The organism is Mesorhizobium sp. BR115XR7A (assembly GCF_020165315.1).
GTDB lineage: Bacteria > Pseudomonadota > Alphaproteobacteria > Rhizobiales > Rhizobiaceae > Mesorhizobium > Mesorhizobium australicum.
Window position 1 is genome coordinate 25,783 of record NZ_JAIUHW010000023.1, and the last position, 19,397, is coordinate 45,179.

Sequence of the window (19,397 nt, forward strand, 5' to 3'; positions counted from 1 at the left end):
ATGAGGAAAACCATGTCCGCCTTCAAGCCACTCGTCTTCTCCGGTGTTCAGCCGACCGGCAATCTGCATCTCGGCAACTATCTCGGCGCTATCAAGAAATTCGTCGCCCTGCAGGATACGTCCGACTGCATCTATTGCGTTGTCGACCTGCATTCGCTGACCGCCCAGCTTGTCCATGACGACCTTGCCGACCAGACGCGGTCGATCACCGCGGCGTTCCTCGCCTCCGGCATCGACCCGAAGAAGCACATCGTCTTCAACCAGTCGCGGGTGATGCAGCACGCGGAGCTCGCCTGGATCTTCAATTGCGTGGCGCGCATAGGCTGGATGAACAAGATGACGCAGTTCAAGGACAAGGCCGGCAAGGACCGCGAGAACGCCTCGCTGGGCCTGCTTGCCTATCCCTCGCTGATGGCGGCCGACATCCTGCTTTATCGCGCCACCCATGTGCCGGTGGGCGAGGACCAGAAGCAGCACCTGGAACTGACACGCGACATCGCGCAGAAATTCAACAACGATTTCTCCGACCGCATCGCCGGTCTTGGCGTCGGCGTCGAGATGAGGATAGGCGAGGAGACGGTGAACGGCTATTTCCCGCTGACCGAGCCGGTCATCGGCGGGCCGGCAGCGCGCATCATGTCGCTGCGTGACGGCTCCAAGAAGATGTCGAAGTCGGACCCGTCGGACCTGTCGCGCATCAACCTGACCGACGATGCCGACGCCATCTCGAAGAAGATCCGCAAGGCCAAGACCGACCCGGAGGCCTTGCCGAGCGAGGTCGACGGGCTGGAAAGCCGGCCCGAGGCGGAGAACCTGGTCGGCATCTATGCCGGTCTCGCCGAGATGTCGAAGGCCGATGTGCTTAAGGAATTCGGCGGCCAGCAGTTCTCTGTGTTCAAGCCGGCGCTGGCCGATCTCGCGGTGGAGAGGCTGGCGCCGATCGCCACCGAGATGCGCCGCATCCAGGGCGACCGCGCCTATGTCGACGCCGTGCTGCGGGATGGCGGCGAACGCGCCGGCGTGCTCGCCGAAACGACGATGAAGACGGTGCGCGACATTATCGGGCTGCTGCAGGGCTGATCGCGGCGCCGTGCACTGCACAACACTGGGACAAGGCCGGCGGCTTGCCGCCGGTCAGCGGCGGTGGCAGATTGCGGCCGAAAAGACACCGAGTAGATAGACATGGTCTCCAAACGCCTCAGCCGCGAAGCCGGTCACCGCAGGAAATTCCTGACGATCATCGACGACACGCCGGAATGCGAGCGCGCCGTCGCCTACGCCTCGAAGCGGGCGCAGAGCACCAGCGGCACGCTGGTGCTGCTCTATGTCATCGTACCGGACGACTTCCAGCACTGGCTGGGGGTCGAGAAGATCATGCGCGAGGAGGCGAACGCCACGGCGCGCGCCGCACTGGACGGCTACGCCAACAAGGTGCGGCAGAAGCTCGGCATCGAACCAGAGATGGTGGTGCGCGAAGGCAAGCCGACGGAAGAGATCCACAAGCTGATCGAGGAAGACCAGGACATCGCCATCCTCGTGCTGGCGGCCGGCGCCGGCAAGGAAGGTCCAGGACCGCTGGTCGGTGCCGTGGCAGGCAAAGGTGCTGCCTTTCCGATCCCGGTGACCGTGGTGCCACAGAATTTGTCGGATGAGGAGATCGACAGCCTCGCCTGAAGTGTATCGACATTCGGGTGATGGCGGCCTGCAAATGACGGCTTCCTGCGCTTCCGGTGCTCACGTACTTCAAGTACGCTCCGCTCCGGTCTCGGAAACCATCATTTTCGACTCGGCCTGACCCGAATCTCGACACACTTCACAGTGCTTGGCATGAGTCGCAAAAACATTCCGCCAGCCAGCCGTTCTGGCGATGCGTTTCGCTTGAATGTCCAGCCGATAGAGCCTATTTAGAACTATTCCAAACTAGTTGCCCAAACGGGCATGGAGACGGCCATGTTCATCCAGACCGAGTCGACGCCCAATCCGGCGACGCTGAAATTCCTGCCCGGCAAGGAAGTGCTCCTAGAAGGCACCGCCGATTTCCGCGATGCCGACAGTGCGGCCATTGCTTCGCCGCTGGCTGGGCGGCTGTTCGAAATTCCCGGCGTCACCGGCGTGTTCTTCGGCTACGATTTCATCACCGTGTCCAAAGACGGCCCGGACTGGCAGCACCTGAAGCCGGCGATCCTCGGTGCGATCATGGAGCATTTCATGTCCGGTGCGCCTGTCATGGCCAAGGCCGGCCCCGCCGCCGAGACCAGCCAGACCGGCGAGTTCTACGACAAGGCCGACGAGGAACTCGTCATCACCATCAAGGAGCTGCTCGACACGCGGGTGCGCCCGGCGGTGGCGCAGGACGGCGGCGACATCACCTTCCGCGGCTTCGAGAACGGCACCGTGTTCCTGCACATGAAAGGCGCCTGCGCCGGTTGCCCGTCTTCGACGGCGACGCTGAAGCACGGCATCCAGAACCTGCTTCGCCATTTCGTGCCGGAAGTGCAGCAGGTCGAGCAGGTCTCTTAGACGGCAATTTCCCACCCACGGACAACAAAAAACCGGGCCGAATTGCCCGGTTTTCTGTTTGGGACGTCCGTTGTTGCCTAGACGGTCCGCGTATGAAAGGCGACTTCCAGTTTAACCACGATATGCCGGAAAAGCGGACAGGCTTTCCGGGATCATGGCCTAAAGAACGATGACCTTGGCGCCGACCTCGGCGCGATTGTAGAGGTCGATGACGTCCTGGTTCATCAGCCGGATGCAGCCCGACGACATGGCCTTGCCGATCGAGTTCCATTCCGGGCTGCCGTGCAGGCGGTAGCCCATGTCACCGCCCTTGTTGAACAGGTACATAGCGCGCGCGCCGAGCGGGTTCTTCAGGCCCGGATCCATGCCGCCGGCGAACTTGGCGAGTTCGGGCTGGCGTTTGATCATCTGCGAAGGCGGCGTCCAGGTCGGCCATTCGCGCTTGATGGCGATATGGGCCGTGCCGTGCCATTCGAAGCCCTCGCGGCCGACGCCGATACCGTAGCGGATTGCCCGGCCATCGCCCTCGACGAAGTACAGGAACTTGTTCTGCGTATCGACGATGATGGTGCCGGGCTTTTCCTTGGAGTCGTAACTCACTTCCTGGCGATGGTACTTCGAGGGGACCTTCTCGATCGGGATACGTGGCAGCTGGTAACCGGCATCGGTCACCGCGCCATAGTCGTTGGAGAACATCTGCCCGCCGATGGTGCTGCAACCGGCAATAGCAGTGGACAGCGCCAATGCGGCGATTATTGCAAGCGACTTCATGCGCATGTGGTGATCCGGTGCCCTGCCCAAACTAGAGCGGCACGAGTCGGCCGCTTTCTCGCCATCATTCATGCTGGCATTTGCTTTGCTTGCCAAGCACACGATGCCTATATGCGGGGACTTACGTGCTGGTATGCGTATCACTATGGCATTTCGGCAACATACTTCACCGGATTGTGAAGGAAATTCAATGGGCCTGAATCGCAGGCCCGCGAAAGTCGAGGACCCGCCATGAATGTCGGCGACGCCGCCCACCGCTCAGGCCTGCCGGCCAAGACCATCCGCTACTATGAGGAGATCGGCCTGATCGCGCCCGCGCGCGCCGCCAATGGCTATCGCGATTATTCGGGCGACGATATCCACCGGCTGGCCTTTCTGCGCCGCGCGCGCAATCTCGGCTTTTCGATAGACGATTGTCGCCAGTTGATGGCGCTCTACAAGGATCGCGGCCGCGCCAGCCACGACGTGCGCGCAATCGCCGCCGCCCACGTCACCGCCATCGAGGAGAAGGTGCGCGAGCTGCAATCGATGCGCTCGACGCTGCAGAAGCTCGTTCACGCCTGCCATGGCGACGAGCGGCCGGACTGCCCGATTTTGGATGACATGGCGGGGGCGGCGTTGGCCGGCGGCAAACCCAACCGCGGAAGCGATAGACCACCTGTTGAAGACGGTGGCCTGGGCGGAGGCGGCGTTAGCCGCCTTGCCACGCGCTCGTGAAGCCGCCAGCTTTGGTTCGTGTGGTATATTGCACGCTCTGATATGAGCGTAGGGTAAAAGCACTGCCGCTGGTCGCCGGCCGGTGACCCAATGACCGGAGAGAGCGCATGATCCGCGACCAGATGCTCGCCCACCTTCGCGCCGCCGATGCGGTCGCCCGCGAGGCTGCCGCGCACGGCCACCATCCGTTCGGCGCGGTGCTGGTCGGCCCCGACCACGCAATCCTCATGCGCCAAGCCAACATCGACACCGTTCATCACGCCGAGACCGAACTTGCGCGGCGCGCGGCGGCAGCCTATCCGCCGGAGTTTCTCTGGACATGCACGCTGGTCTCGACCGGCGAGCCCTGCGCGATGTGCACCGGAACGCTCTACTGGGCGAATATCGGCCAGCTGGTCTATGGCTTCGAGGAGACCGAGCTTCTCGCGCTGACCGGCGACCATCCCGAAAATCCGACGATGAGCCTGTCCGCGCGAATTGTGCTCGGCTCTGGACAGAAGAAGATCGAGGTCCACGGCCCCTTCCCCGAAATTGAGGATGAACTTGTATCGGTGCACCGGCGGTTCTGGCAGCGGTAGTGGTTCCCCACGTCCCGCGAAAGGTCAGAAAGAGCGAACCGAACATAGGCGCAATGTGGACCACTGCTACATGGACTCGCGCGGAAACGCCGCCCTTCGTTCGAATGACGCCAACCCATCAACCCTGCGATATCCTGGTCAAAGCTGACGGCGAACTCCCAAATCCCCAAATTTGCCGCCGCCAGTCAGGCTCGGCGGTTTTGCCCGTATTGATGTCCCCCAAACCGCCGAGCCGCCCCGGTCAGCCGGCAAACTCCCTCTGCTTGGGTCTATCAAATATATAATCGCCTCCTAAAAGGCGATTGTATATTTGACAGACCCATCTTTCCCGATGGCGCGCCAACCTATTTACATCGAGTGGCCATCAAACTGCATGAGAATGGAAATCATGTAGAGAAAACCGAACACAATCGGGCTCAAAACAGCTACGGCAACGAGCGCGACAACGCGCTGGCCTGGATTCATATTGCGCGTCAGGAAAAAGGCACAGGCGACTGTCGCGAAAGTTAGCGCGGTGAGTGCCAAGCGGCTTCCCTCACCGCTCATCGGATGGCTCCTTGTCGTCCTTCGGCGGCGGCGATTTCGCTACCTTCCTAAGCGCTTCGTTCAAAGGCTCTTCGGAATCGACGGTTTCAATCTCCCGCGCCAATTCGCGGAACTTCTCAACTTGACTCTTTTCCTTGTCGGTCTTCTTCATGTCGAATGGCCTCTGAGGGGAGTTTACCAGACCCGTACTTCATCGCCTATTTTGATGAAGCTGGCGATCCTGGTATCAAAACTGTAGCACCTATAGATCCGAATGGCGCTAGTGAGTGGTTCACGGTCGGTTGCGTGGTCGTGCGCGCCGCCAATGAACCAGAGTTGGTGCCACTCATCCAGACAATCAAGAAATCGATCTTTTCGACCCAAAGCCCTGACCTACATTTTCGCAATCTGGTGGAGCACAAGAAGCTACCGGTCTGCCAAGCCCTAGCGGCCGAAAACCTGCGTTTTTTTGTCGTAGCCTCAAACAAAAAGAACATGCGAGGTTATCGAAATCCCCAAGCCGAGGCGGTCTCTTTGCACAAGCACAATTTCTTCTACAATTATTGCATTCGGGTTCTACTCGAACGCGTTAGCCAGTGGTGCGCGCGCCGTTCAATCGCTGAGACAGGGGAACCGAAGCACGTAAAGCTGGTGTTTTCGAAGCGTGGTGGGCACTCGTATCGACACGTCGAGACTTACATACATCTGCTCGCGAACCAATCTGAGACCGGACGGATATATCAGACCGCCAACGCCCCTGATTTTAGGGTCATCGACCGTCGCTTGATCGAAGTTATTGAGCACAACAAAAACGCAGGCTGTCAGGTTGCCGATGTGGTCGCCAGCGCCTTCTATCAAGCCGCAAACGCCGGAACCAAGAAGTGGAACACAGAATACGCGGAAGCTCTAAGGGACCGCGTGGCATCCCGAGGCGATGGCCACTACGCGGGATGGGGGGTCACGCTTCTACCGTGGAAGAACTGGACGCTGAGACTCACCGACGCACAGAAGAAAGTCTTCCGGTTCTATGGCTATGAGATATGAAAGCGGCGGGTCCCGGCCTCGTTGCCATCGGGGGCTTGTAGGCCACCATCCAAAGTGGGCGACCGTCCGTCCGACTGCGGCATCTACGATGCCGCCCAAGGGGGTTCCGGCGTACCCCGCCGACAAAGACACTATTCCGATTTGCGGGAAAAATCAAGCCGAATCAAAACGTTACTGACATTTTGGCGTAACCCATTGATCGGGATTCACTTTTTCCTTCGCTTCTCGTATCGCCAGAGCGGCAATGTCAGCTGGACGGGCTTTCGGTAGTGGTCCCGCTTAGACCTCAACAGGTCTCCGATAAGTCAGGCGCTTGCCCTTGGCACCCCTAAAAGCGATGAGCGAGCGCACGTTGTCATCGATGCCCAAGGCGACGCGGTTCGAATAGCGGAAGTCGAACTCTGCTAGGTAGCGGTGCAGATGGTGTTCCGCACAATGCTGGTAAACACCCTTCATGCCGCGTTTGAAGATCGAATAGTAGCCTTCGACGGTGTTGGTGTGGATGGTCTTTTCGCCTTCGTAGCGCACGTATTCATCCTTGGAATGCGTGACGACATCGTGCGAGGCAAATTCCTGGCCCACGCGGCGATACATGGCAGCCTCATCCGTCATCAACGCGCTTTCCTTGGCGATATTGGCACGGACAATCGGCATGATCGTGCCAATGCGGGCGGTATCGACGTGGAAGGAACGGGCACGGCCACCGCGCTCGACCAGCGTGACGACAGTGTTCTTGTGAGCGCCGCCGCCGGTCTTAACCGGAGTACCGGCTAGGCGACCGATGTAGGTCTCGTCGGCCTCGACGGTCTTGCCGTTGCCGCCCATGGGCGTGAAGTCGCCAGAGCGCATGGCCTCGCGAATGCGATGGCACATGAACCAAGCGGTCTTGTAGGTGATTTCCAGAGCGCGGTGCAGCTGGTGAGCCGAAACGCCCTTCTTGCTCGCGCACATGGCATGTAAAGCCTGAAGCCAAATGTGCAGCGGAAGCTTGGACTCCTCGAAGATCGTGCCCATACGAACGGTGAACTTCTTGCGGCAATCCGAGCACTTGTAGAGGCCATGGATTTCCAAGCCATGCGGGTTCTTCTTGGAAGGCTTGGTGCGGCCACCCTTCAATGCGTAGTGCTTCTCCATGGAGCCGCAATGATGGCAGACCGGACCCTGCGGCCACAGCATACCTTCGACATGCTCGAATGCGGCGGCTTCGTCGTGGAAGTAGGGGCGGGACAGAACGGACATAGCGATAACTCCTTGGATTCGTTATCGCATAGTCAGTTGGGTCTGTCAAATATATAATCGCCTCCTAAAACCGGGTTCAAACCGTGAACAAAGTCTGGCATGGTGCCTGCCATGCCAATCATCTCCCCGATTCTCCTGAACCCTCTGATCGACGGTCGCCAGTCCGAGCGCGCCATGCTGGTGCGGCGGGGCGTGCAGCGGTTGCTGATGCAGATGGGCGCGCATGTGCTGCCCGAGTTGTCGTTGGCCACCGGCCGGCGCGCCGATCTCGTGGCGCTGACGCGGCAGGGCGATATCTGGATTATCGAGATCAAATCCTCGATCGAGGATTTTCGCGTCGACCGCAAATGGCCCGATTACCGGCTGCATTCCGACCGCTTTTTTTTCGCCACACATCCCGGCGTGCCGGCCGAAATCTTTCCCGAGGAATGCGGCTTCATTCTCTCCGACGGCTATGGCGCCGAGATTTTACGAGATGCGCCCGAGCACCGCATGGCGGCGGCGACGCGCAAGGCGCTGATGCTGCGCATCGCGCGCGCCGGCGCGGCGCGGCTGCTGGCGGCGGAACTGGCGGGTGTCGCGGTGCCGGTGCTGGAGGGGGAGAGCGAGTAATCGCAGCCCTGAAATTGACGCCCGCCAGATGCTCCAGCCCGGAACGGCTACTCCGCTTCTTCCTCGCCACCCACAGCCGGCGCCATCAGCAGCACCGCGGCGCCAAGAAGCGCGGCGATGAAGGAACCGGCAAGGATGCCGACCTTGACCGCGTCCTGTAGCGCCACGTCGTTGGCGAAGGCGAGCAGGCCGATGAACAGGCTCATGGTGAAGCCAATGCCGCACAGGAGCGAAATGCCGATCATGTGCGGCCAGCCGGCGTTGGCCGGCAGGTCGGCGAGGCCGAAGCGGATGGCGAGCGCGGAGGAGCCGAAGACGCCGACCAGCTTGCCGACGACGAGACCGGCTGCGACGCCCAGCGTGAGCGGCTCGATCAGGGCGCTAAAACTCAGGCCGGTGAGCGAAACGCCGGCATTGGCAAAGCCGAAGATAGGGATGACGATAAACGCCACCAGCTTGTGCAGGCCGTGCTCGAGCCGGTGCAGCGGCGAATGGTCAAGGTCGTGGCCGATGCCGGCCGAGCGTTCGAGCGGAATGGTCAGCGCAAGTGCCACGCCGGCCAGCGTGGCATGGACGCCGGACTTCAGCACCAGTACCCACAGGATGGCGCCAAGCACGAGATAGGGCACAAGGTTCATCACCCGCATACGGTTGAGCAGGACGAGCACGGCAATCACGGCGAAGGCCGCGCCGAGATAGGCCAGCGACAGGCCGCTGGTGTAGAATATGGCGATGATGATGACGGCGCCGAGGTCGTCGATGATGGCAAGCGCGGTCAGGAAGACCTTCAGCGAGGCCGGCACGCGGCTGCCGAGCAGCGACAGGACGCCGAGCGCGAAGGCGATGTCGGTGGCGGTCGGGATCGCCCAGCCGGACAGTGCGGCCGAATTGTTGCTGTTGACGGCGACATAGACCAGCGCCGGCACCACCATGCCGCCGGCCGCCGCGATGCCGGGCAGCACCCGGCGTGGCCAGGTCGAGAGCTGGCCGTCCAGCATCTCGCGCTTGATCTCCAGCCCGACGAGCAGGAAGAACACCGCCATCAGCCCATCATTGACCCAGTGCGAGATGCTGAGCGGGCCGAGATAGGCGTGGAGAACCGAGAAGTAGGTCCCGGCGAGCGGCGAATTGGCGACGATCAGGGCAAGGGCGGCGGCCACCATCAGGATGATGCCGCCGGCCGCCTCGCTGTCGAGGAACTCGCGGAAGACGGAAACCGGCCGTCGCTTCAAATCCTGCATGTCGCCTCCGTCATGCCGCCTGCCGGCGTGCGTCATTTGCAATGATGCGCAAAGTCCGGCCGCCGGGCAAGCATGGGACCCTTTTCAGCGCCTCGGAGACTGTTTCGAATTCGCTCTGACTGGTCATATGGTGGTTGAGAACCGCAGCGCAGCGGACATTCGTCCGTGAGCAAGGGAAGCGCAGAAAACGCCGCCAGATGGCGCCAGAGCAGAATTTCCAAACAGTCTCTCAGCGCGGCGCGCGCTTGGCCAGGATCCGCTGCAGCGTGCGGCGATGCATGTTGAGCCGGCGTGCGGTCTCTGAAACGTTGCGCTCGCACATTTCGTAGACGCGCTGGATATGCTCCCAGCGCACGCGGTCGGCCGACATCGGGTTTTCCGGCGGCGCGGCGCGCTCGCCGGTGGTGCGGGTCAATGCCGCAAAGACATCGTCGGCGTCGGCGGGTTTCGACAGATAGTCGACGGCGCCGAGCTTCACCGCCGTCACCGCGGTGGCTATGTTTCCGTAACCGGTCAGGATGATGGTGCGGGAGTCCTCACGCTTCTCGCGGATGGCGGCGACGACATCGAGGCCGTTGCCGTCGCCCAGCCGCATGTCGACCACCGCATAGGCGGGCGGATTGGCGCGCGCCTTGCCCACGGCCTCCTCGACGCTCTCCGCCGTCTCGACCACGAAACCCCTGGTTTCCATGGCACGGGCCAGACGGGTCAGGAACGGCTTGTCGTCATCGACGATCAGAAGCGAGGTGTCCTCGCCTTCAACCATAGGCCCACTGTTCTCATCGCCTGTCATCGTCTCGAAAATTCCTGCTGCCTTATTTTTACGCAGATATAGTTTTGCGGGGCCATTGTCCAATTTACGCAGTGTCAAACATGGTGGCTGGGGCCGATTCCGGGTTCAGGAAGACGCTTCTCGGCCACGAAATCCGCACCACGGCCCCTTCGCCGAGGCCGCTCGAATTGCGAAAGTCGAGCGTGGCGCCCGAACGTTCGAGCAATGTCTTGGCGATAAACAGGCCGAGCCCGAGGCCGCCTCCGGCTTCCGTGCCCTGGCGTGTCGACATGTAGGGTTCACCGATGCGGTCGATGATCTCGGGCGGGAAACCCGGGCCGTCATCGGTGATCGAGAAGGAGACCGTCGCCTCGTCCCAGCTCCAGCGCACGGTGACGCTCTTGCGGGCGAAATCGACGGCGTTCTCGACCAGATTGCCGAGACCATAGATGACGCCGGGATTGCGGCGCCCGACCGGCTCCGGCCCGGTCCGCTCGCCAGGGCGAAGCTTGATCGAGATGCCGAAGTCGCGATGTGGTGCGGTCACCTCCTCGACCAGCGAGGTCAGCGGCAGGCGGGACAGGTGTGCCTCGCCCTCCGACGACAGGCTGGTCAGGCGCTTGAGGATTTCACGGCAACGCTCGCTCTGAGAGCGCAGCAGCTTCACGTCTTCCCCGTATTTCGGATCGCTGCCGAGCGCCTTTTCCATCTCCTTGGCGACGAGCGTGATGGTGGCGAGCGGGGTGCCGAGTTCGTGCGCCGCCGCCGCCGCCAGCCCGTCGAGTGCGGAAAGGTGCTGTTCGCGCTGCAGCACCAGTTCCGTGGCGGCGAGCGCGTTGGCCAATAGCCGCGCTTCGGCGGCCACCCGGAAGGCGTACATGGCGGTGAAGGCAATGGAGGACAGCACCGCCATCCACATGCCGGCGACATAGATGAAGGGCATCACCAGGGGCGCGCCTTCGTACCAGGGCAGCGGGAGATGGCGAAAGACCAGCAAGGTCGCCGCGATCATCACCAGCCCGCCGAGGATGGCGGTGAGGCGAAGGGGCAGCGACGTCGCCGAAATGACGACGGGTACGGTCATCAGCAGCGAGAACGGATTGGTCAGGCCGCCGGTCATGTAGAGCAGGCCGGCAAGCTGCAGGCTATCGAAGACCAGGATGCCGAAGGCGGCGAACGGGGTGAGCCGGTGCGCGGCCGGAAAGCGAAAGGCCAGAAACAGGTTCATCCAGGCCGAACAGGCGATGAGGGCAAAACACAGACTGACCGGCAGCGGAAACTTCAGGCCGTAGGCGACGACGAGCACGGTCACGCTCTGGCCGACAATGGCCAGCCAGCGCAGCCGGATCAGCGTGTTGAGGCGCAGTCGCTGGCTTTGCTGGAAGTCGGGCGTGTTCAGGATGTTGATCATGGCCATGGATTACAGCCGCAAACCAGCAAAGGCTAGGTCCCGCGCGGCTTGGCGCGGGCGGTGGCGGCGGCGAGCAATGGGTTTTCCGGCCAGACATGCTTGGGATAGCGGCCGCGCATGTCGGCGCGCACATCGGTCCAGGAGCCGCGCCAGAAGCCAGGCAGGTCTCGCGTCGTCTGGATCGGCCGGTGCGCCGGCGACAACAGTTCAAGCGTCAAGGGGACGGTGCCGTTGGCGATCGACGGATGGCGGTCGAGGCCGAACAATTCTTGCACGCGCACCGCCAGAACCGGCCATTCGCCGTCATAGCGGATCGGCACATGGCTGCCCGACGGGGCATCGAAATGAGTCGGCGCCAGTGCTTCGATCTTGCGTTGCAGGTCATGCGGCACGAGCGACGCCAGCCCGGCCGCGACAGTTCCGGGATCGATGGCGGCCAGGGAGGCCGCACCGGACAGAAAAGGCAGCAGCCAGTCGTCGAGGCGCGCGATGAGCGCTTCATCCGACATGTCGGGCCAGGGCTCGCCCAAGCCCTTGTGCAGCCAGGACAGCCGGTGGCGCAGCGTCTGCGCCTCCTTGCTCCAGGTCAGAAGGGAAAGCCCATGCTCGCGCAGGGCCTCGATGATGGCGCGGTCGGCATCGGCGCCGGCCGGCGGCGGCAACATGCGTTCGGCGAGCGTGATGGCGCCAAGGCGCACGGTTTCGCGCACCCGCACGGCGCGCCTGTCGCGATCGAAACTCGTCTGCCGGCGCGTTTCGATCCTGCCGCCAAGTGCTGCCCGGATGTCCTCCTCACTGCTTGCCGCAGCCGCCGTAATGCGGGCATTCTGCGCCTTGCCCTGCAGGTCCGCGACGACCAGAAACGGCTCGCCCGCCAGCGGGTCGCCGGCGTCGAGCATGGCGCCGGAACCGTTGGCCAGCACGAAACGGCCGCGCTCGCCGCGCGCCTTGGCGACGCGATCCGGCCAGGCGTGGATGAGCAGGGTTCCGGCTGGAACAGCTCCGCTGGTCTTCGCACCGCCTACATGCCTGGCCAGGCGCTCGGCAAGCTGGCGCGCCGACGTGGCACGCGGCGATCTTTCCGTGCGAAAGCGCATCAGTCGCCGTTCGAGGTCGGCACCGTCACCGCCAAGGCCACGCTCGGTCAGCAGCACGGCAAGCATGGCCGCCTCACCACCATGACCGCTGCTGGCCGCCTCGGCGACCATATGCGCCAGCCGGACCGGCAGAGCGAGCTTGCGCATCGCAGCGCCGGCGTCCGTCAGCCGCCCTGCTTCATCGATGGCCCCAAGCGCCCGCAACAGCGCCCGTGCTTCATTGAGCGCGGGAGCCGGCGGCGGATCGAGGAAAGCAAGACTGACTGGATCAGCGACACCGAAGGCGGCGCAGTCGAGCAGCAGACCCGACAGGTCCGCCTCGAGGATTTCCGGGGGTGTGAAGGCGGGAAGTGCCGCCGTCTGCTCGGCACGCCATAGCCGGATAGCGACGCCCGCCTGCGTGCGGCCGGCGCGGCCGGCGCGCTGATCGGCGGAGGCCTTGCTGACGCGCACGGTTTCCAATCTGGTCATTCCGCTGGCCGGCTCATAGCGCGGCAGCCGCGACAGGCCGGAATCGATGACGACGCGCACGCCGTCGATGGTGATGGAGGTCTCGGCGATGGAGGTCGCCAGCACCACCTTGCGGCGGCCTGGCGGCGCCGGCTTGATCGCCGCGTCCTGCGCCTTGCCGTCGAGCTGGCCATAGAGCGGCACGATATCGGTGTCGGCGCCGACCTTGCCGGCCAGCCGCTCGGCGGTGCGCTCGATCTCGCGCTGGCCGGGCAGGAAGGCAAGCACGCTGCCGCTCTCCTCGGCAAGGGCGGCGCGGATCGCCTTGGCCATGGCGTCCTCGATCGGGATGCCGGCCGGCCGCTCGTCGTATCTGACATCGACGGGGAAGGCGCGGCCCTCGCTTTCGATCACCGGCGCGCCCGACAGGAGTTTCGCGACCCGTGCGCCGTCGAGCGTTGCCGACATCACCAGCAGACGCAGATCCGGCCGCAGCGCGCCTTGCACATCGAGGGCAAGAGCGAGACCGAAATCGCCGTCGAGCGAGCGCTCGTGGAATTCGTCGAAGATGACCGCCGAAACGCCGGGCAGTTCAGGGTCGTCGAGGATCATGCGCGCCAGCACGCCCTCGGTGACGACCAGGATTTTCGTCCGCGCCGAGGTGCGGTTTTCCATGCGCATGGCGTAGCCGATGGTGGCGCCAGGCTCTTCCCCCAGCAACTCGGCCATGCGGCGCGCGGCGGCGCGGGCGGCAAGCCGGCGCGGTTCGAGCAAGACGATCTTGCCCCTGCCCAGCCAGGGCGCATCGAGCAGCGCCAACGGCACCAGCGTGGTCTTGCCGGCACCGGGTGGCGCCACCAGCACGGCGCTGTTGCCAGAGCCGAGCGCCTCGCTCAGCGCCGGCAGCACGGCGGATACCGGAAGTTCCGGCAAGGGTTTGGTCGTCATTACGCCCGCATATCAGCGGTCGCAGGCGCCGTGCAACTTTATCGCACCAGGCCTGGTTAGAGCCGTGCGCGGGAAAACGGATTCCAGCGCACCGTGCCCAGCCGCACTTCCTCGCGCACCATGGTCAGCAGGCCCGATCCGCCGACGACGGCGAGGCCGACAAGCGACAGCCAGTCCGGATATTCCCGGAAGAACAGCGCGCCGAGGATGACCGCCCAGACGATCTGCGAATAATGCGTCGGCGCAATCCGGTTGGCCGGAGCGTATTTGGCGGCCAGCAACTGCAGCAATTGTCCACAGGCGGTGAAGGCGCCCGCCATCACCAGCCATGCCAGCTGTTTTCCATCCGGGACGGTGAAGGAGGTCGCGGCGGCACCGATGCCGTTGAACAGCAGTCCATAGCCGATCAGCACGCCGAGCATGGTCGTGCGTTTTTCTTGCTGCGCCAGCGACCGCATCAGGATGACGTTGGTGGCGGCGAGGAAAGCGATGGTGAAAGCGGCAAGGTGACCAAGGTGCAGCTCGCGAAAGCCCGGCCTGACAACCAGCATGACGCCGGCAAAGCCGGCGACCACCGCCAGCCAGCGCCAGGGCCCGACCTTTTCCTTGAGGATCACCGTGGATAGAATGGTGACGCAGAGCGGCGCCAGAAAGATGAGCGCATAGGTCTCGGCCAGCGGAATGGTGGTGAAAGCATAGACGCTGAGCACGCCCGACGCGATGCCGGCCCAGGCCCGCGCCTGCACCGCCCAGGGACGTTTGGCACGCCAGAAATCACGCCAGCGCTCGTTGGCCGGCCGGCTGAAGAAGAGGAAGCAGCCAGCAAACAAAGTCGAGAAGAAGCCGATCTCGAACACCGTGAATTGGCCGCCCAGGCTCTTGATAACGGCATCGCTGCCCGAATAGCTTGCATAGGCGAGCAGGGCGAGCAGGATTCCGTTCGGCACGTTTTTCATTTCCGGGAGAGAAAGTTGAAAATACTGGCGCTCGGTGCCCATCCAGACGACATCGAGATCTTCATGTTCGGTACGATGGCCGCCTATGCCGCGCAAGGCGCAGAACTCACTTTTGCCGTGGCTACCGATGGTGCCAGGGGCGGCAACAGCGATCTCGCTGTGCTGGCTCGTGTCCGGCGCGAGGAGGCAATGGCCGCGGCCGCGCTGCTCGGGGCGGCAGCCCGCTTCCTCGACTTTCCCGATGGCGGGCTGGTGGCCGACGCCGCGCTGATCGATGCACTGAAAACACTGATCAGCGAGATCGGGCCCGATCTTGTGATCACGCACGCGCCCAACGACTATCATGCCGACCACCGCGCGCTGTCGGATGGCGTGCGCATCGCTGCTTCGTTCGGGGTTCCGGTGCTGCATGCCGATACGATGGGCGGCACCGGATTCTCGCCGACGCACTATGTCGATATTTCCGCCCATGCCGACATCAAGACCGAAGCGATCCGCATGCACCAGTCGCAGGACCCGGACCGCTTCGTCGACATTGCACTGACGCAGAACCTTTTTCGCTCGGGCCAATGCAACGGCGCGCAAGGTTCGCTGGCCGAAGCCTTCCGCTTCGAGCCGACGTTTCCCTTCGGCGACATCCGCGCGCTGCTGCCGCCGGCGCCACCGATCCGGACGGTGATGGTGAGCACCAAGCGGGTCGACTGAACCCGCGGACGATCGGCCAGGGGTATCCCGTTCCGCGCTCGTCCGCCTGATGCGGCGCTTTTCTCAACTTTTCAGAGACCGGCTTCAGCATGTTGCGGCGCAGCAACGAATTCGCTTGCCTTGTTTAGTAAAAATTGCATCACTAAACAAATTACTAAACATCCGCGGCGCGACGACGCCGCCATGTTTGGGCCTCTGAGGAGAGAGGTTGAGGGATCTTGAGACCGTCATCCGGACGTGTTTCGCAAATGGGAGGAAGGCATGAAATCGAGCTTGAAACTGGCGTTGGGACTGACCTCGGCGATCGCAGCGTCGACAGCTATCTCGAGCGCCGCGCACGCTGAAGACCTGACGCTGTGCTGGGCCGCCTGGGACCCGGCCAACGCGCTGGTCGAACTGTCCAAGGATTTCACCAAGGAAACCGGCATCGGCATGAAATTCGAGTTCGTGCCGTGGACCAACTACGCCGATCGTTTCCTCAATGAGTTGAACTCGCATGGCAAGCTCTGCGACCTGATCATCGGCGACAGCCAATGGATCGGCGGCGCGGCCGAGAACGGCCATTACGTCAAGCTGAACGACTTCTTCGACAAGGAGAAGATCAGCATGGACGACTTCGTGCCGGCGACCGTCGTCGGCTATTCGGAATGGCCGAAGAACACGCCCAACTACTGGGCGCTGCCGGCCATGGGCGACGTCGTCGGCTGGACCTACCGCAAGGACTGGTTCTCCAAGCCCGAACTGCAGAAGGAATTCAAGGAGAAGTATGGCTGGGACCTCGGCCCGCCGGCCACTTTCGACCAGTTGAAGCAGATCGCCGAATTCTTCCAGAAGCGGCAGGTCGACGGCAAGACGGTCTATGGCGCCTCGATCTACACCGAGCGCGGCTCGGAAGGCATCACCATGGGCGCCATGGACGTGCTCTACAGCTACGGCTTCCAATACGAGAACCCGAAGAAGCCCTACGAGATGGAAGGCTTCGTCAATTCGCCAGACGCCGTCAAAGGCCTGGAATTCTACAAGGCGCTCTACGATTGCTGCACCCCTCCGGGCGCCTCGAACAGCTACATGGGCGAAGGCGTCGATGCCTTCAAATCCGGCCAGGTGGCGATGCACATGAACTTCGCCTTCACATGGCCGGGCCTGCAGAAGGACGAGAATGTCGGCGGCGACAAGATCGGCTATTTCGTCAATCCCAAGGGTCCCGGCGGCGCCCAGTTCGCCCAGCTCGGCGGCCAGGGTATCTCCGTGGTGTCCTATTCCGACAAGCAGGAATCGGCGCTGAAATACATCAAGTGGTTCGCCAACAAGGACGTCCAGGCCAAATGGTGGTCGCTCGGCGGTTATTCCTGCCTCAACGCGGTGGTCAAGGACCCGAAATTCCCGGCCAGCCAGCCCTATGCGCAAACCTTCCTCGACTCGATGGCGATCGTGAAGGACTTCTGGGCCGAGCCGAGCTACGCACCACTGCTGCAAGCCTCGCAGAAGCGCTTCCATGACTATGTCGTCGCCGGCCAGGGTTCGGCCAAGGATGCTCTCGACGGCCTGGTCAAGGACTGGACGCAGGTCTTCCAGGACGACGGCAAGATGTAGCCGCGACAACCGCAAGGCTCCTCCCGAGCCATGACGCCGCGTCCCGTGCCGCCCTTGGCACGGGACGCGGTTCAGATAAATTCCATGACAGAGACGAACGAAGTGACCGAAGCAGGACTGACCATGCTCAATCGGACCGCGGAGACCGTTGCCCGGGCGACCCCGGAACCGTTGGCCCGCAAGGTCCGGGGCATCAGCGACAAGGGCCTCGCCTGGCTGTTCATCTCGCCGACGATCCTGTTGCTGCTCGCCATCAACATCTTCCCGCTGTTCTGGGCGATCTACCTGTCGTTCACCAATTTTCGCGCGAACCGGCCAAACGAGGTGGTGAAGAACCTCGGCTTCGCCAATTACCAGCGCATCCTTGGCGACCAGGACATCTGGATCGCCATGCAGACGACGGCGCATTTCGTGTTCTGGACCATCCTGTTGCAGACGCTGATCGGCTTCACGCTGGCCTGGCTGATCGACCGCAAGTTTCGCGGCCACGCTTTCTGGACGACGCTGATCCTGGTGCCGATGATGCTGTCGCCGGCGGTGGTCGGTAATTTCTGGCGCTTCCTCTACGAGCCGCAGATCGGCCTGTTTTCCTATGTCATCTCGTTCGTGTCGGGCATTCCGCCGACAAGCATCCAGATGCTTTCCAACGTCTCGCTGGCGCCGTGGTCGATCATCATCGTCGATACCTGGATGTGGACGCCCTACGTGATGCTGATCTGCCTCGCGGGCCTGCGCTCGATCCCCGAATATATTTATGAAGCGGCCGAGGTCGACCGCGCCTCCAACTGGCGGCAGTTCTGGTCGATCACGCTGCCGATGGCGCTGCCCTTCATCATGCTGGCGGTGCTGTTTCGCGGCATCGAGAACTTCAAGATGTTCGACATGGTCAACCTGCTCACCGGCGGCGGGCCGGGCTCGACCACCGAAGTCGCCTCGATCACGCTGAAACGGCAGGCATTCGAGAGCTGGCGTACCGGCTATTCCTCTGCCTTCGCCATCATCCTGTTCGTCGCGGTGTTCGGTCTCGCCAACATCTACGTCAAGGCGCTCAACAAGGTGAAGCAGAGATGAGCCTGACCACAGCCCATTCGGTCGTCGCGCCCTCGTCGAATTCGAAGCGCATCGCCGGCGCCATCATCATCGCCTACGCGCTGATCTCGATCGTGCCGCTCCTGTGGATCTTCGCCACCAGCTTCAAGACGCCGCCGGATTCGATCGCCTATCCGCCCAAGATCGTGTTCCAGCCGAGCATCGAGGGCTACTGCAACCTGTTCACGACGCGCACCAGGCAGACGCCTGAATATATCAACTCGCTCGGACCGGCGACGGGCTTCTGCGACGAGACCGTGCGCAAGCGCAACATGGTGATCGCCGGACCATCCAACTTCCTGCCGCGCTTCATCAATTCGCTGATCATCGCCTTCGGCTCGACCTTCTGCGCCGTCTTTCTCGGCACATTGTCGGCCTACGGCTTCTCGCGCTTCAAGGTGCCGCTCGCCGACGACCTTCTGTTCTTCATCCTGTCGACACGCTTCATGCCGCCGATCGCGGTCGCCATTCCCATCTACCTGATGTACCGCGAGCTTGGCCTGTCGGACACCGCCCTCGGCATGATCCTGCTCTACACGGCGGTCAACGTGTCGCTGGCGGTGTGGCTGCTCAAAGGCTTCATCGACGAGATCCCGCGCGAATATGAGGAGGCGGCGATGATCGACGGCTACACGCGACTGCAGGCCTTCTGGCGCACCGTGCTGCCGCAGGCGACCACCGGCATTGCCGCGACGGCCATTTTCTGCCTGATCTTCGCCTGGAACGAATACGCCTTCGCCGCCCTGCTGACTTCCGGCACGGCACAAACAGCGCCGCCCTTCATCCCGACCATCATAGGCGAAGGCGGCCAGGACTGGCCGGCCGTGGCGGCCGGCACGACGATCTTCCTGGTGCCGATCCTGGTCTTCACCATCCTGCTCCGCAAGCAATTGCTGCGCGGCATCACCTTCGGTGCGGTGCGCAAATGATTAGTGTGGGAATAAGTCGCCCCCCACTCCGTCGAGCTTCGCTCGACACCTCTCCCCCGATTGATGGGGTAGAGGAAGGGCGCGACCTTGATTCAGCCAGGCTCCCTTCCTCTCCCTCCGGAGGGGGGAGAGGTGGCGCAGCGGAGCAGCGACGGAGTGGGGGAACCACCTGGCAACCATCTCTCCCTTTGAACGGGGAA

At 62.8% G+C, this 19,397-nt stretch carries 20 protein-coding genes; 11 read left to right on the forward strand and 9 right to left on the reverse strand.

From position 1 onward, the window contains the following. Nucleotides 1-12 precede the first annotated feature (12 nt). The 3 genes from trpS (at nucleotide 13) to LB557_RS30645 (ending at nucleotide 2,520) form a co-directional block, all read left to right on the forward strand. A complete protein-coding gene (trpS, locus tag LB557_RS30635; protein ID WP_015314174.1) occupies nucleotides 13-1,080 on the forward strand; it encodes a tryptophan--tRNA ligase in 1,068 nt (355 codons plus the stop codon). A gap of 102 nt (nucleotides 1,081-1,182) precedes the next feature. Continuing rightward, complete coding sequence (locus tag LB557_RS30640; protein WP_010913128.1) at nucleotides 1,183-1,674, forward strand: universal stress protein; 492 nt, start codon at nucleotides 1,183-1,185, stop codon at nucleotides 1,672-1,674. A gap of 276 nt (nucleotides 1,675-1,950) precedes the next feature. Next, complete coding sequence (locus LB557_RS30645) at nucleotides 1,951-2,520, forward strand: NifU family protein (protein ID WP_015314175.1); 570 nt, start codon at nucleotides 1,951-1,953, stop codon at nucleotides 2,518-2,520. A gap of 159 nt (nucleotides 2,521-2,679) precedes the next feature. Here LB557_RS30645 and LB557_RS30650 read toward each other — a convergent pair whose 3' ends face one another. Beyond that, the gene (locus tag LB557_RS30650) at nucleotides 2,680-3,297 is read right to left on the reverse strand and encodes a L,D-transpeptidase (RefSeq protein ID WP_015314176.1); all 618 of its coding nucleotides are present in this window, start codon (nucleotides 3,295-3,297) and stop codon (nucleotides 2,680-2,682) included. A gap of 225 nt (nucleotides 3,298-3,522) precedes the next feature. On the opposite strand from LB557_RS30650, the gene cueR reads away from it, so the two are divergent. Next, nucleotides 3,523-4,008 (forward strand): Cu(I)-responsive transcriptional regulator, encoded by a 486-nt coding sequence (gene cueR / locus LB557_RS30655; protein ID WP_140821564.1) that lies wholly within the window; start codon nucleotides 3,523-3,525, stop codon nucleotides 4,006-4,008. Between the two features lie 107 nt (nucleotides 4,009-4,115). After that, nucleotides 4,116-4,586 (forward strand): nucleoside deaminase, encoded by a 471-nt coding sequence (locus tag LB557_RS30660; protein WP_224641631.1) that lies wholly within the window; start codon nucleotides 4,116-4,118, stop codon nucleotides 4,584-4,586. 348 nt (nucleotides 4,587-4,934) lie between these two features. On the opposite strand, the gene LB557_RS30665 is transcribed toward LB557_RS30660, so the two are convergent. Both LB557_RS30665 and LB557_RS30670 read right to left on the reverse strand, forming a co-directional pair. Then, nucleotides 4,935-5,132 carry a hypothetical protein gene (locus tag LB557_RS30665; protein ID WP_224584307.1) on the reverse strand — a complete coding sequence of 66 codons (198 nt, stop codon included), beginning with the start codon at nucleotides 5,130-5,132 and terminating at the stop codon, nucleotides 4,935-4,937. Beyond that, on the reverse strand, nucleotides 5,122-5,283 hold the full coding sequence (locus LB557_RS30670) for a DNA-binding protein (RefSeq protein ID WP_224584309.1): 162 nt from the start codon (nucleotides 5,281-5,283) through the stop codon (nucleotides 5,122-5,124). The genes LB557_RS30665 and LB557_RS30670 overlap by 11 nt, the downstream gene beginning before the upstream one ends. 5 nt (nucleotides 5,284-5,288) lie before the next feature. Between LB557_RS30670 and LB557_RS30675 the strand changes: the two genes are divergently transcribed. Next, nucleotides 5,289-6,155 carry a DUF3800 domain-containing protein gene (locus tag LB557_RS30675; RefSeq protein WP_224641629.1) on the forward strand — a complete coding sequence of 289 codons (867 nt, stop codon included), beginning with the start codon at nucleotides 5,289-5,291 and terminating at the stop codon, nucleotides 6,153-6,155. Between the two features lie 279 nt (nucleotides 6,156-6,434). On the opposite strand, the gene LB557_RS30680 is transcribed toward LB557_RS30675, so the two are convergent. Further along, nucleotides 6,435-7,394 (reverse strand): IS1595 family transposase, encoded by a 960-nt coding sequence (locus LB557_RS30680; protein ID WP_224641627.1) that lies wholly within the window; start codon nucleotides 7,392-7,394, stop codon nucleotides 6,435-6,437. A 111-nt stretch (nucleotides 7,395-7,505) separates the two neighbouring features. Between LB557_RS30680 and LB557_RS30685 the strand changes: the two genes are divergently transcribed. Next, nucleotides 7,506-8,006, forward strand: coding sequence for an MmcB family DNA repair protein (locus LB557_RS30685; RefSeq protein WP_015314183.1), 501 nt, complete (start codon nucleotides 7,506-7,508; stop codon nucleotides 8,004-8,006). A 47-nt stretch (nucleotides 8,007-8,053) separates the two neighbouring features. Here LB557_RS30685 and nhaA read toward each other — a convergent pair whose 3' ends face one another. The 5 genes from nhaA to LB557_RS30710 form a co-directional block, all read right to left on the reverse strand. Then, nucleotides 8,054-9,247 (reverse strand): Na+/H+ antiporter NhaA, encoded by a 1,194-nt coding sequence (gene nhaA / locus LB557_RS30690; protein ID WP_224641625.1) that lies wholly within the window; start codon nucleotides 9,245-9,247, stop codon nucleotides 8,054-8,056. A gap of 229 nt (nucleotides 9,248-9,476) precedes the next feature. Then, nucleotides 9,477-10,040 (reverse strand): ActR/PrrA/RegA family redox response regulator transcription factor, encoded by a 564-nt coding sequence (locus tag LB557_RS30695; protein ID WP_015314185.1) that lies wholly within the window; start codon nucleotides 10,038-10,040, stop codon nucleotides 9,477-9,479. A gap of 64 nt (nucleotides 10,041-10,104) precedes the next feature. Beyond that, nucleotides 10,105-11,436 carry an ActS/PrrB/RegB family redox-sensitive histidine kinase gene (locus tag LB557_RS30700; RefSeq protein ID WP_140614913.1) on the reverse strand — a complete coding sequence of 444 codons (1,332 nt, stop codon included), beginning with the start codon at nucleotides 11,434-11,436 and terminating at the stop codon, nucleotides 10,105-10,107. Between the two features lie 26 nt (nucleotides 11,437-11,462). Beyond that, the gene (gene hrpB / locus LB557_RS30705) at nucleotides 11,463-13,925 is read right to left on the reverse strand and encodes an ATP-dependent helicase HrpB (RefSeq protein ID WP_224641623.1); all 2,463 of its coding nucleotides are present in this window, start codon (nucleotides 13,923-13,925) and stop codon (nucleotides 11,463-11,465) included. Between the two features lie 56 nt (nucleotides 13,926-13,981). Continuing rightward, entirely contained in the window at nucleotides 13,982-14,872 is an 891-nt protein-coding gene (locus LB557_RS30710) for a DMT family transporter (RefSeq protein ID WP_318013388.1), read from the reverse strand. Nucleotides 14,873-14,896: 24 nt separating this feature from the next. On the opposite strand from LB557_RS30710, the gene LB557_RS30715 reads away from it, so the two are divergent. The 4 genes from LB557_RS30715 (at nucleotide 14,897) to LB557_RS30730 (ending at nucleotide 19,197) form a co-directional block, all read left to right on the forward strand. Beyond that, nucleotides 14,897-15,586, forward strand: coding sequence for a PIG-L deacetylase family protein (locus LB557_RS30715; RefSeq protein WP_224641621.1), 690 nt, complete (start codon nucleotides 14,897-14,899; stop codon nucleotides 15,584-15,586). A gap of 261 nt (nucleotides 15,587-15,847) precedes the next feature. Beyond that, nucleotides 15,848-17,179, forward strand: coding sequence for an ABC transporter substrate-binding protein (locus LB557_RS30720; protein ID WP_224524241.1), 1,332 nt, complete (start codon nucleotides 15,848-15,850; stop codon nucleotides 17,177-17,179). A gap of 123 nt (nucleotides 17,180-17,302) precedes the next feature. Next, nucleotides 17,303-18,250, forward strand: a complete 948-nt coding sequence (locus LB557_RS30725; protein WP_041163577.1) for a carbohydrate ABC transporter permease — start codon at nucleotides 17,303-17,305, stop codon at nucleotides 18,248-18,250. Next, nucleotides 18,247-19,197, forward strand: a complete 951-nt coding sequence (locus LB557_RS30730; protein WP_015314192.1) for a carbohydrate ABC transporter permease — start codon at nucleotides 18,247-18,249, stop codon at nucleotides 19,195-19,197. Before LB557_RS30725 ends, LB557_RS30730 begins: the two co-directional genes overlap by 4 nt. Nucleotides 19,198-19,397: the final 200 nt, after the last annotated feature.